This window comes from Bradyrhizobium sp. CCGUVB1N3, assembly GCF_024199925.1.
Classification (GTDB): domain Bacteria; phylum Pseudomonadota; class Alphaproteobacteria; order Rhizobiales; family Xanthobacteraceae; genus Bradyrhizobium.
In genome coordinates this window covers 497,135-509,127 of sequence record NZ_JANADR010000001.1, presented here as the reverse complement: position 1 = coordinate 509,127, position 11,993 = coordinate 497,135, and the positions used below count along the sequence as shown (strand labels likewise).

The 11,993-nt window shown below is 65.7% G+C and carries 12 protein-coding genes; 5 read left to right on the top strand and 7 right to left on the bottom strand.

Annotation, left to right across the window (positions count from 1 at the left end; translation table 11 throughout):
- Positions 1–38 precede the first annotated feature (38 nt).
- A complete protein-coding gene (locus NLM33_RS02275; protein ID WP_254094284.1) occupies positions 39–593 on the bottom strand; it encodes a hypothetical protein in 555 nt (184 codons plus the stop codon).
- A 124-nt stretch (positions 594–717) separates the two neighbouring features.
- Between NLM33_RS02275 and NLM33_RS02270 the strand changes: the two genes are divergently transcribed.
- Complete coding sequence (locus NLM33_RS02270) at positions 718–1,659, top strand: LysR family transcriptional regulator (RefSeq protein WP_254094283.1); 942 nt, start codon at positions 718–720, stop codon at positions 1,657–1,659.
- Between the two features lie 8 nt (positions 1,660–1,667).
- On the opposite strand, the gene gor is transcribed toward NLM33_RS02270, so the two are convergent.
- From gor to rpiA, 3 genes are read right to left on the bottom strand one after another with little or no spacing between them, the layout of a single operon-like run.
- Positions 1,668–3,056: a glutathione-disulfide reductase gene (gor, locus tag NLM33_RS02265; RefSeq protein WP_254094282.1), complete on the bottom strand. Its 1,389-nt coding sequence runs from the start codon at positions 3,054–3,056 to the stop codon at positions 1,668–1,670.
- Positions 3,057–3,089: 33 nt separating this feature from the next.
- Positions 3,090–3,620, bottom strand: a complete 531-nt coding sequence (locus tag NLM33_RS02260; RefSeq protein ID WP_254094280.1) for a DUF2059 domain-containing protein — start codon at positions 3,618–3,620, stop codon at positions 3,090–3,092.
- A gap of 2 nt (positions 3,621–3,622) precedes the next feature.
- Positions 3,623–4,336, bottom strand: a complete 714-nt coding sequence (gene rpiA / locus NLM33_RS02255; protein WP_254094279.1) for a ribose-5-phosphate isomerase RpiA — start codon at positions 4,334–4,336, stop codon at positions 3,623–3,625.
- Between the two features lie 179 nt (positions 4,337–4,515).
- On the opposite strand from rpiA, the gene gph reads away from it, so the two are divergent.
- The 3 genes from gph to moaA all read left to right on the top strand — a co-directional run bounded on the left by gph (position 4,516) and on the right by moaA (position 6,979).
- Complete coding sequence (gene gph, locus NLM33_RS02250; protein WP_371929892.1) at positions 4,516–5,214, top strand: phosphoglycolate phosphatase; 699 nt, start codon at positions 4,516–4,518, stop codon at positions 5,212–5,214.
- A gap of 127 nt (positions 5,215–5,341) precedes the next feature.
- Complete coding sequence (locus tag NLM33_RS02245; RefSeq protein WP_254094278.1) at positions 5,342–5,836, top strand: hypothetical protein; 495 nt, start codon at positions 5,342–5,344, stop codon at positions 5,834–5,836.
- A 108-nt stretch (positions 5,837–5,944) separates the two neighbouring features.
- Entirely contained in the window at positions 5,945–6,979 is a 1,035-nt protein-coding gene (gene moaA, locus NLM33_RS02240) for a GTP 3',8-cyclase MoaA (protein ID WP_254094277.1), read from the top strand.
- Between the two features lie 14 nt (positions 6,980–6,993).
- On the opposite strand, the gene NLM33_RS02235 is transcribed toward moaA, so the two are convergent.
- The 3 genes from NLM33_RS02235 to NLM33_RS02225 are packed head-to-tail and all read right to left on the bottom strand — an operon-like array spanning position 6,994 to position 10,802.
- Positions 6,994–8,352, bottom strand: a complete 1,359-nt coding sequence (locus NLM33_RS02235) for a DUF3100 domain-containing protein (protein ID WP_254094276.1) — start codon at positions 8,350–8,352, stop codon at positions 6,994–6,996.
- Positions 8,353–8,391: 39 nt separating this feature from the next.
- Positions 8,392–9,921 (bottom strand): aldehyde dehydrogenase family protein, encoded by a 1,530-nt coding sequence (locus NLM33_RS02230; protein ID WP_254094274.1) that lies wholly within the window; start codon positions 9,919–9,921, stop codon positions 8,392–8,394.
- A gap of 8 nt (positions 9,922–9,929) precedes the next feature.
- Entirely contained in the window at positions 9,930–10,802 is an 873-nt protein-coding gene (locus NLM33_RS02225; RefSeq protein WP_254094272.1) for an NAD(P)-dependent oxidoreductase, read from the bottom strand.
- A gap of 103 nt (positions 10,803–10,905) precedes the next feature.
- Between NLM33_RS02225 and NLM33_RS02220 the strand changes: the two genes are divergently transcribed.
- Positions 10,906–11,823 carry a LysR family transcriptional regulator gene (locus NLM33_RS02220; protein WP_254094270.1) on the top strand — a complete coding sequence of 306 codons (918 nt, stop codon included), beginning with the start codon at positions 10,906–10,908 and terminating at the stop codon, positions 11,821–11,823.
- Positions 11,824–11,993 lie beyond the last annotated feature (170 nt).

Genomic DNA, 11,993 nt, shown 5'->3' with positions numbered 1-11,993 from the left:
CCGAGCGGCGGCGCGCCATCCGGCCGTGGCGCGCTCCCCTACTCGTCCCTGAGCGCGGCGAGCACCTGCTCACCGAGCTCGGTCAGGCGGTAGGTCACCAGCGGACGGCTCGACGGCGGCTTGCGCGCGAGTTCGACGACATAGCCGCGCACCATCAGCGCTTCGAAGCTTCCATAATAGCCGTGCATGCTGATCTCGCTCTGCCGCCGCGCCCTGAACTCGCGTAGCGCGCGGATCTCGTTGCCCGACAACAGCGACCTGCGGACGCGCTGCACCAGCCTCGCCTTCTGCTGGAGCCAGGCCTCATCCGGCAGCACCCGCAAGGGCTCGATCGATTCGCCGCAAGGCGCGATCTCCGAGACTGCAACCGCTGCCTCCATCGCCCCTGTGCTGACCGATTGCCTGACGAGATCGAGCGCCGCGACCGGCCAGCGGCGGCTCCTATCCACCATGACCGGCGGCGGCACGACGTTGTCGCGCACCATTTGCTCGAAGCGGCCGGCGGTGACGCCGACATAGGCGGCCGCGCGGCGCCGATCGATCAAACAATGCGGCTCCGCCGCCTCCAGCGCGCACGCGCCTTTTCCGTCCACCGCCCAATCCCCCTCTTCGGCCCGCCCTGGCGGCCGCGGCCGAAAACTAGGGCCGGAGACTGCTCTCGAAAAGAACATAATTTCGTACACCTTGCTGCCGAATCGGCAACAGCTATAGTGGGGGATGCGATTTCATGCCCCTGCCCTCTATTACTTCCACGCCGTGCGCCGGACCGGCTCGATCCGCGCCGCCGCGCGCACCCTGAATGTCGCCTCGTCTGCGGTCAGCCGGCAGGTCCTCAAGCTGGAGGAGGAGATCGGCGCGCCGCTGTTCGAGCGGACGGCGCGCGGCCTGACGCTGACCACGGTCGGCGAGATGCTGGCTCGGCACGTCATGACCGTGCTCCAGGACCACGACCGCTTCCGCTCCGACGTCCAGTCACTGTCCGGCACATGGCGCGGCTCGGTGAGCATCGCCTGCATCGAGTCGCTCGCGGAATCGCTCCTGCCTGACCTGATCGCATCGCATCGCGGCCGCGCCCGCCGCGTCACCTTCACCACGCAGGTAATGGGATCGGCCGACGTGCTGGACGCGCTGAGCCGCGGCGAAGCCGACATCGGCATCGCCATGGCGCTGCGCCATCCCCAGGATCTGCGCCAGGTCGCGCTGAAGCGTTTCCGGTTAGGGGCGATCGTCGCCGCCGATCATGCGCTGGCGCGGCGCCGGACCGTGACGCTGGCGCAGTGCCTCGCCTTTCCGATCATCCACGCACTTCCGGAGCTGTCGATCTACCACCTGCTGCAACCACTCATCGCGCAGCTTACCGAAACGCCCGAGCCTGCCGTGCAGGCCAATTCCATCGACCTGATGCGCGAGCTGGCGGCGCGCGGCGTCGGCGTTGCGATCCAGACCCAGATCGGCATCGGCCGCCTTGCGAAGAGCGGACAGCTCAAATTCCTGCCGCTGGACAACGCTGGCAGTCCGGTGTGGTCAGACCTCGGCGTCTATGTCCGCGCCGAACGGGTCCTGCCCGCCCATACGGAGTCGTTTCTCCAGGAGCTGGTGCGCGAGCTCGGCGATCGGGAACGGCAGGAGAACGCCGACCACGGCAAGGTCGGCGCGTAAGGCGCGCCCTACTCCGCCGCCTGCCGCACGTGGCGCGCTGTCGGGGTGCGCATGGTGACGAGCTCTTCGGCGGCCGTCGGATGCAGCGCCATGGTGGCGTCGAAGTCGGCCTTGGTCGCCTTCATCTTCACGGCGATCGCGACCGCCTGGATGATCTCGGCGGCGGCATCGCCGACGATGTGGCAGCCGAGCACGCGGTCGGAGGTGCCATCGACGATGATCTTCATCAGCACGCGAGTGTCGCGGCCGGACATCGTCGCCTTGATCGGGCGGAACGTTGCCTTGTAGATGTCGACGAGGCTGAATTGCGCGCGCGCTTCGGTCTCGGTGAGGCCGACGGTGCCGACCTCCGGCTGCGAGAACACGGCGGTCGGGATGCTGGAATGGTCGACCCGCACCTCGCGCTTGCCGAACACGGTGTCAGCGAAGGCGTGGCCCTCGCGGATCGCGACCGGCGTCAGATTGTGGCGATGGGTGACGTCGCCGATGGCATAGATGCTGTCGACCGAGCTCTTCGAGAAGCCGTCGACCGCGATGCCGCCGTTCTTCGGATTGATGGCAACGCCGGCCTTCTCGAGGCCCATATTGGCGACGGCGGGATGGCGGCCGATCGCAAACATCACTTGGTCGGAGGCAACGCTCGAGCCGCTCGACAGATGGCTGGTGAACTCATCACCGTGACGATCGACCTTGCTCACCGTGCAGCCGGTCAGGATGGTGATCCCCTGCTTTTCCATCTCGCTGCGGACATGGGCGCGGACGTCGTCGTCAAAGCCCCGCAAGATGTTGTCGCCGCGATAGATCACGGTGACGTCGGAGCCGAAGCCGGCAAAAATCCCGGCGAATTCCAGCGCGATATAGCCGCCGCCCTGGATCACGATCCGCTTCGGCAATGTCTTGAGATGAAACGCCTCGTTGGAGGAGATGACGTGCTCGATGCCGGGGATCGCCGCGCCATGGTTGGGCGCGCCGCCAGTGGCGATCAAAATGTATTTTGCGGTGATCGTCTTGTCGTTCTCGAGCAGGCGGATGGTGTGAGCATCCTCGATCACCGCGCGGCTCTTGACGATGCGCGCGCCCGACTTCTCGACGTTCGTGGTGTAGGCCACCTCGAGCCGCGCGATCTCCTTGTCCTTGTTGGCGATCAGCGTCGGCCAGTCGAAGCTCGCAGGAGGAATGGTCCAGCCGAAGCCCGCGGCGTCCTCGATCTCGTGGCGGACATGCGATCCGATCACGAACAGCTTTTTCGGCACGCAGCCGCGGATCACGCAGGTACCGCCCATGCGGTACTCTTCCGCGACCATCACGCGCGCGCCGTGACCGGCCGCGATGCGCGCGGCGCGCACGCCGCCCGAACCACCGCCGATGACAAAGAGGTCGACGTCGAATTCAGCCATTGTCCACTCCGACCTCTTTGTCTCTCGTCCTCGTCACATGTCCTTGCCGCGCTTCTTCATCTCGGCGCGGAACGCGCTCGCGACGATCTCGGAGAAGTTCTGCGCCCACGTATTCGTGAAGGCCATGCCCTGTTCGATCGCACGCGGCTCGGCGGTAATCAGCTTCTGCCCCAGAGGAGACTTGTAGAACGTCACGAGATCCTTGAGCTCCTGCTCGGTGAACTGTGCGGCGTAGGCCTGCGCCATGCCGTCGCCGATCTCCTTCTCGCGGCCGGCGAGCTGCTGCACCACCACCGGTGCCAGCTCGTTGAGGTCCTTCTGGTAGTTAAGGTTCTGCCCGATCAGCGCGCCCTTGACCTTCTCCACCATGCCGGGGACGGCGTTGGCATACAGCGCGTTGGCGTTCTTCATGGTCAGGATTTCCTTGGCGGCCGCGATCGCCGCGGGCGAGGCCTTGGGCGCTGCCGCCTGCTGTGCCGCCGCCGGGACGGCGCCAAAAGCCAGTCCCAAGGCGACTCCCAGGGCGAGGCTGGCCACGGGCAGCATCTTCAAAACGCTCTTCATTCCTAGTCTCCTTTCGGCTTTCGCCGTTCAATCACGCGGATTCCCTCGCCGCCCGCCAGAACGGCAGAGCCGGCCAAGCCGATGAACAGTCCATGCTCCACCACACCGGGGATCGCGCTCAACGCGACCGCGAGCCGTGCCGGGTCCTCGATCCGTCCGAGATGGGCATCGAGGATCCAGTGGCCACCATCGGTGACGAAAACGTGGCCGTCCTTGGCCTTGCGGAGCGCCATTTGCCCGGAAACGCCGGTTAGCGCAAATGCCTTCTCGATCGCCCGTCGTGTCGCGCCAAGGCCGAACGGAATAACCTCCACCGGCAGCGGGAAACGGCCGAGCGTTGCAACCCATTTGCTGTCGTCCGCAATCACGATCATGCGATCGGAAGCAGCTGCGACGATCTTCTCGCGGAGCAGCGCGCCGCCGCCGCCCTTGATCAGGTTGAGCTCGGGATCGACTTCGTCAGCACCGTCGACGGTGATGTCGAGATGCTCGATCTCGTCCAGCGTGGTCAGCGGCACGCCGCAACGGACCGCGTCGGCACGCGTGGCCTCCGAGGTCGGCACGCCGATCACCTTGAGGCCGGCGCGCACACGCTCGCCGAGCAGCTCGACGAAGTGCTTGGCCGTCGACCCGGTGCCGAGACCGAGCTGCATGCCGTCGCGCACCTCCTCGAGGGCGCGTGCAGCCGCCTGTCGCTTCAACTGGTCCATGTCCACGTTCGGGCCTGCCCTTTATCTCTGTCTTGGGGGTCTCGTTTGGAGAGACCGCCGGAAATAGGTCGTTTTCGGCGGCCTATCTAGCCCCGTTTTGGCCCGGAGAACAGGCCTGCGGAACGAGGTTATAAGCTGATCTTATGGCCGCTCCGCTTGCAGAAGCTCCGTCTTGCCGGTAGCGCATGATCATGACCGCTCATACCATCGTCTTCGATCTCGACGGCACGCTTGTGGATACGGCGCCCGACCTGATCAGCGCGCTGAACCATGTGCTCGACCGCGAGGGCCTGCCGCCCGTGCCGTTGCAAACGGCCCGCAACATGATCGGCGCCGGTGCCCGCAAGCTGATCGAGCGGGGCCTGGAGGCCGAAGGCCGGATCGTCGGCGTCGAGGACATCAACCGGCTGACGGCGGATTTCATCGCCTATTACGCCGACCATATCGCCGACGAATCGCGCCCTTTCGAGGGGCTGGAGGCAGCGCTCGACCACCTCGCGGAGCGTGGACACCGGCTCGCGGTGTGCACCAACAAGCTCGAATGGCTCTCCAGGCGGCTGCTCGACGCGCTGGGCCTGAGCCAGCGCTTTGCCGCCATCTGCGGCGCCGATACCTTTGGGGTGCAGAAGCCCGACCCGACCATCCTGCGCGAGACCGTGGCCCGCGCCGGCGGACAGCTCGCCGCCAGCATCATGGTCGGGGACGCCGGAACCGACGTTGGGGTGGCCCGGCGCGCCGGGGTTCCAGTGATCGGCGTCAGCTTCGGCTACACCGATGTGCCGATCGAGGAACTCAAGCCGGACCGCCTGATCCATCACATGCGCGACCTGCCGGCTGCGGCGACGAGCCTGATGGGTCGCCCAAACGCCGAGGCAAGCGCCTGATATCGTTACAAAACCCGCTGCATTAACCATCTATTAACTATGCGCGCCCGGCCCGTTGCGTGGGCAAACCGACGCTCCTAAGGTCCGCTCGGGGATTGTGGCGGATCGTCGCAGTAGTGTGGATGTCATGCGTCTTGTGATCGCGATTGCGTTTGCGGGTGCGAGCCTGGCCGGGTGCTCCTCGGTCTCTTGGGACATGTTCAAGTCGACGCCCCCTGCCGTTCAGGTCCGGCTCGAATCGAACCCGCCCGGCGCGGATGCTGCAACCTCGCTCGGCCCGGGCTGCAAGACCCCCTGCTCGGTGTCGGTTCCCGCCCCGGATGCTCCCTTCACCGTCAGCTTCACGCTGAACAACTACCTGCCGGCCTCAATGCCGGTGAACGTCGTCAAGACCCCCGGCGATTTCTCCACACCCGCCTCGGTGACGACCGACCCAAATCCGGTCTTCGTCGAGCTGCAACCGGCCGCGCCGCCGAAACCGGTGAAGAAACCGCACCGACCGAAGAAGCCGAAGGCGCCAAAGGCAGCGGCGCCCGCCGCGACAGGCTCTCCGTTCCCCGACCCGAACTCGGCCCCGCCTCCCGCCGCGCCGCCGCCCACAGCCGCCGCACCTGCGCGCTAATACGGTGCAGCGCACGATTGTCGACAACGGCGGGGATGCTTAGATTGCATCCAATGTATTTGTCACCGCGCAAAGCGCGGTGATGACGATCGTGACAAGGCTTGTTGAATGAACGGACCCGCTGTGAGTCCCCTGTCCCCGCTGGCCAGCCCGATGACCGACCCGTTCGGCCGGACCATCACCTATTTGCGCGTCTCCGTCACCGATCGCTGCGACCTGCGCTGCTTCTACTGCATGTCGGAGGACATGACCTTTCTGCCCAAGGCGGACCTCTTGACGCTGGAGGAACTCGACCGGCTCTGCTCGGCCTTCATCGCCAAGGGCGTGAGAAAACTGCGGCTGACTGGCGGCGAACCCCTGGTCCGCCGCAACGTGATGTCGCTGGTGCGCTCGCTGTCGCGTCACCTCGCGAGCGGGAGCTTGCGCGAATTGACGCTGACCACCAACGGAACGCAACTGGCCAAGCACGCGGCGGAACTCGCCGATTGCGGCGTCCGCCGCATCAACGTCTCGCTCGACACGCTTGATCCGCAGAAGTTTCGCGAGATCACCCGCTGGGGCGAGATCGACAAGGTTTTGGAGGGCATCGAGGCGGCACGCGCGGCTGGGCTCGCGGTGAAGATCAACGCGGTGGCACTGAAGAATCTCAACGAGGACGAGCTCCCCTCGCTGATGCAGTGGGCGCACGGCAAAGGCATGGGCCTGACGCTGATCGAGGTGATGCCGATGGGCGAGATAGGCTCGGGCCGCATCGACCAGTATCTGCCGCTGTCGCTGGTGCGCGCGCGGCTCGCCCAGCAGTTCACGCTGACGGACTTGAGCGAGACCACGGGCGGTCCGGCGCGCTATGTCAGCGTCACGGAAACCGGCGGCAAGCTCGGCTTCATCACGCCGATGACCCACAACTTCTGCGAAGCCTGCAACCGGGTGCGCATCACCTGCACGGGCACGCTGCACACCTGCCTCGGCCACGAGGATGCCTCGGATTTGCGTAAGCCGCTGCGGGAATCGACTGAGGATGCGCTGCTTGCGGCTGCGATCGACCATGCGATCGGCCTCAAGCCCAAGGGGCACGATTTCATCATCGACCGCCGGCACAACCGGCCGAGCGTCTCCAGGCACATGAGCGTCACCGGCGGCTAGGCCGGTGATAACGATCAGACCGGCTTGTGCATGAAGAACTGGGCGATGATCGTCGCGCCCAGGAAAGTGCCGGCGTTCGCCATCAGCGAGACGACGACGATCCGCCAGCCGAGCGACCGGAACGCGGGCAAATCCTTTGCGATGGACAGGCCCGCAAATGCGAGCAGCGGCGTTGCGAGGGCAAGGAAGTTGATCTTGCCGGTGATCGCGGCGACATCGGCGGCGAACGGCGTGGTTGGATAAGTCAGTGCCATCGCCACCAGGGACACCCAAACCACGGCCGGCACAACGCGCTTCGTCAAGACATAGACCAGGTGGCCGGCCACGACGGCTGCGACGATCATTGCGGCGCCTGCCAAAACCGAAACGTCCGGCACCGTCTTGTAGGCGATGTAGTTGCCGACCAGGGCCACCAAGGCGCTCACCAACCAGATCGACAGGAATTCGACTGCAGAAAAGGTCGTCGCGGGCTGATGCGAGCTCGCTGGAACCGAAGCCTCCGGCGGAGGCAGCGGCTCAGAGGTTGTCTGGCGGCGACCGAGGATCGGCTCGAGTACACCGTAGGCCCAAACCGTGAAGGGCAGCGACAGGAACAGCGTGAAATAGGTGCCGACAGTGGTCGTGATCAGGTTGCTCGCGGCGGCGAAGGCGGCGACGTCCTTGGCGACCTCGGGCGTTTGTTGAGCCGCGATCGCACCGGACGCAGCCGCCATCAGGCTGCCGGAGCCGACGCCTGCTCCCATCGCGAGAGCAAGCGGATCGAATATCCCAAGGCCGGTGACGACACCGGCGAAGATCGCGATAAAGACCGTGCCGAAAATCGTGCCCGTCATATACTCGGCGAGCACGCCGCGCCCCTCGGGGCTGTTCATCCCATACTTTTCACCGATTATGGCAAGGCTCGGCTCACGGCCGACCGAAAAGGTCGCGCCGATGGCCTCCCGCTTGATGCCGAGTAGCAGCGCGAGCGGCAAGCCAAATACCATCGTGCCGAAGAAGTGCCCGAACTCCTGGAATACGAGCGCCCAGCCTGCGGCCAGGATCTTGGGCAGGGAGCCGCCGACGAGCAGGCCCAGCTTCGCGACGAACAGGAGCAGCGCGGGCTGGAGCGCCGCCCCGGCGACGGCCTGGGTCCGGGCGTCGAAGCGGATCACCGCGGGCAGCCGCGGGCTTGCGAGCCCCCACGCCGCTCCTATGAGCAAGGCCCACAGCAAGGGCAACAGCACGACCTTATAGCTGCCGCCAAGCGGGACCGTGACCGCACCGATCAACTCGGCGAACAGCACGGTTACGCCAACGCCGACGAAAACCCTCGGCAAGCCTGCCCAACCGACGTCGACGCCGGTCGGAGATGCGGATGTCACGTTGCTCATGCAAAGCCCCCTTTCACGATGACGTTGACCCTCGAGACGTCATTCCCGGATTCCCGGCGCGTAGCCGAAGGCCACCGCCGGTTCGGCAGCGGTCTCGACCCAGACGCTCTTCACCTGCGTGTATTCATGGAGCGCCTCGACCCCGCTCGAGCGGCCGTAACCGCTCATGCCGAAGCCGCCAAAGGGCGACGCAACGTTGATCGTCTTGTAGGAGTTGATCCAGAATGTCCCCGCCTTGATCTGCGCCGCGACCCGGTGCGCACGAGCGACATCGCGGGTCCATACCGCGCCGGCGAGGCCGAAGTCGCTGTCATTGGCAATCGCGATCGCGTCTTCTTCGGAATCGAAGGGGATCGCTGCGACGACCGGGCCGAAGATCTCGGCACGGGCAACGCCCATGTCGTTGCGGACGTCGCGCAGCACGGTCGGTCGGACGAAGAAGCCGCCTTGTCCGGCACTCCCGTCGGTTCCGGTTGCAAGCGTCGCGCCCTCCTCGAGACCGCGTTTCACCATCGCGAGCACGTGGGCGTACTGCCGCGCATTGTTGATCGGCCCGACCTCGGTATCCGCACCATCCGGCGAGCCGACCTTCAGCTTCGCAGCGCCGTCGGCGACCATCCTGACGAAGCGGTCGTAGACGGAGCGTTCGACCAGAAGCCGCGAGCCGGCGACGCAGCTCTGTCCGGCGCCGGAGAAGATGGCGGCCTGTGCTCCGATCGCCGCGCGCTCGAGGTCGGCGTCAGCAAACACGATGTTCGCGGATTTGCCGCCGAGTTCGAGAACGCAAGGCAGCACGCGCCTGGCCGCGGCCTGCGCGATCAGCTTGCCCGTCGGTACCGAGCCGACGAATACGGCCTTCCTGACGGCCGGATGGCCGAGAGCCGCCTGGCCCGTCGTATGGCCGTATCCGGCGAGCACGTTGACGAGTCCGACCGGCAATCCGGCTTCTTCCGCAAGCAGCACGACCGCCATGGAGGTGAGCGGCGTCAACTCCGACGGCTTCAGGAGCACGCCATTGCCCATCGCAATGGCGGGCGCAAGCTGCCAGCCGCAGGTGAAGATCGGCGCGTTCCAGGGCGTAATCTGGAGGACGATCCCCATCGGCTCGCGGCGGGTATAGTTGAGATGGCTCGACGGGACCGGGATCACCTCACCGTGGAATTTGTCGGCCCAACCGGCGTAGTACTCGAACATCTCGGCGACCTTGGCGACCTCAACGCGCGTGTCGCGGATCGGCTTGCCGGCCGACAGGGATTCGAGCCGCGCCAGCTCCTCCGCCCTGCCCTGAATTGCGCGCGCGATAGCCTGCATGATCCTGCCACGAGCGGCACCGGTCTGCCGCGCCCAGACGGCCTGCGCGGTGACGGCGGCCGCAGCCGCTTCAGCGACCACCGCATCGCCGGCATCGCGATAGGCATAGAGCGGCTCACCGGTTGCAGGATCGTCGATCTTGATGATCTCGCCCGCCCCGAGAACGGCACGACCGGCGACATGAGAGCCGATCGCCATGCAGTCGGGCCAAAACGGCGCGAGCGCGTCGCGCAGCCGTCTTTCGATGAAAGGCGTCATGGTGTCACTCACATCCTGCCGAGCTGCAGCTCGACGATCCTGTTGAAGTCTTCCGGATCGCTTATTGAGGTTGCGCTGGCGGCCCAGATCCGCGCGGCCTCTTCTGCGATGGGCAGGTCGATACCGAGCTCGCCAATGAGCTGGCTGGCGAGGCGCACGTCCTTGCGCATCAGCTTCATGGTGAAACCGGAATCGAAGGCACCGTTCAGAATCCAGGTCGGCAAATTGACTTGCGTGACACCGGACCGGCCGGAGCCGGCGTTGATGCCGTCGAACAGGCGGACCGGATCGACCTTGGCTTCGCGCGCGATGCGCATGGCTTCAGCGGCCGTGAGCAGATGTGCAGCGCAGAGCAGATTGTTGATGATCTTGCAGACGTGCCCGGCGCCGACCGATCCGACATGGACCCGTTTCGCGCTCATGTCCGCCAGGATCGGTTCGACCGCGGCGACGTCCTCATCGGCACCACCGATCACCATGGTCATGGTCGCGCTGATCGCGCCTTTCGGGCCGCCGCTCACGGGAGCGTCGATCATCGCCATGCCGCGCGCCGCGAGAGCGGTGGCGAGCCGACGCGTGGTCTCAGGGTGGGATGTCGAGGTGTCGACCACACGCAGGCCGGGCCTCGCATGCGTAATGATGCCGCCCTCGCCGGCCACGACGGCCTCCACGGTCTCGGCGGTCGGTAGCGACAGGACGAGCAGATCCGCACGAGCGCAGAGAGGTGCGATGCCGTCGAAGACGGCAATGCCGTCCGAAGCGAGCGCTGCACGGACCGGTTCCGAGGCGTCCGTCGCCAGCACCTCGTGCCCGGCGCGCTTCAGCGAGAGCGCCATGCCGCGCCCCATGTTCCCCAATCCAATGACGCCGATGGCCGCCATAGTTCCCCCTCGCGGATAGTGTGGGGAAACCATAGGCGTTACCTCCGCGCCGCGGCATCAGCAGTGCGGTTGCCTATTGTTGCCTCATGAGCAACACTTGGGCATGAGCGATCCCATCGACGACAATCGGCTTCGATACCTGTTCGAATCCGCGCGTTACGGCTCCGTACGCACCGCGGCCGACGCCCTGGGTGTCAATCCATCCGTCGTGAGCCGCCAGATCGCCCAGCTGGAGCAGGATCTCGACGCAACGCTCCTCGATCGGCACAGCCGCGGGGTTCGTCCGACCGAGGCCGGCCAACTGCTGGTCGAGCACTATCGCCGCCACGCCGCCGACCGGGACGACACCCTGACCAAACTGCGGGAAATCCAGGGGCTTCAGCGCGGACACATCGACCTCGTGTTGGGCGAGGGCTTCGTCGCGGACCTGATGGGAGCCTCGCTTGGTGAATTCTGGCGTCGGTACCCCGCGCTGACGATATCCCTCGAACTCGCCGGTACGAGCGACGTCATTCGCGCGATTGCCGACGACCGCTGCCACATCGGCCTCCTCTATCATCCTCCCCAGGATCCGAGGATCCGCGATAACGCAGCAATCCGGCAGCCGATTTGCCTGATCGCGCGTCCTGACCATCCACTTGCGGGACTCGGCCGGCCGGTGAAGCTCCGCGACGTCGCCGGATATTCGCTCGGCACCATGTATCCCGGCTATGGGACGCGCCAGCTCCTCGCCATGGCCGAGATGTCGGAGAAGGTCGGCCTCTCACCCAAGCTCACCACAACCTCGATCAACATTCTGAGGCATTTCGTACGCTCGGACCTTGGCGTCACGCTGCTTCCGGCCTTCTCGGTGGCGGCCGACATCGCAGACGGTTCGCTGGTCGCGATCCCCGTAGATAACCCTCTGCTCGCGGCGGCCGAGGCCCACGTCATCACACGATCAGGCCGCGAACTGCCAAACGCAGCCAGCCAATTGCTCAGATATCTGATCAGCAAGATGAAAGCCTTCAGCCCCGCCTGACCGGGTATGCCCTCCTGCACAAGAGTTACGTCAGAGACGAATTCCGGCGACTGCCGTCGGGCCGACGTGGTAGATTCGTGCCACCGCCTACTAACCCGCTGACGGCACGTCAATTTGTCCATTTTCCGATTGACGGCGCGGCAACCCGCTGAAATGGTGCATCCGCCTTT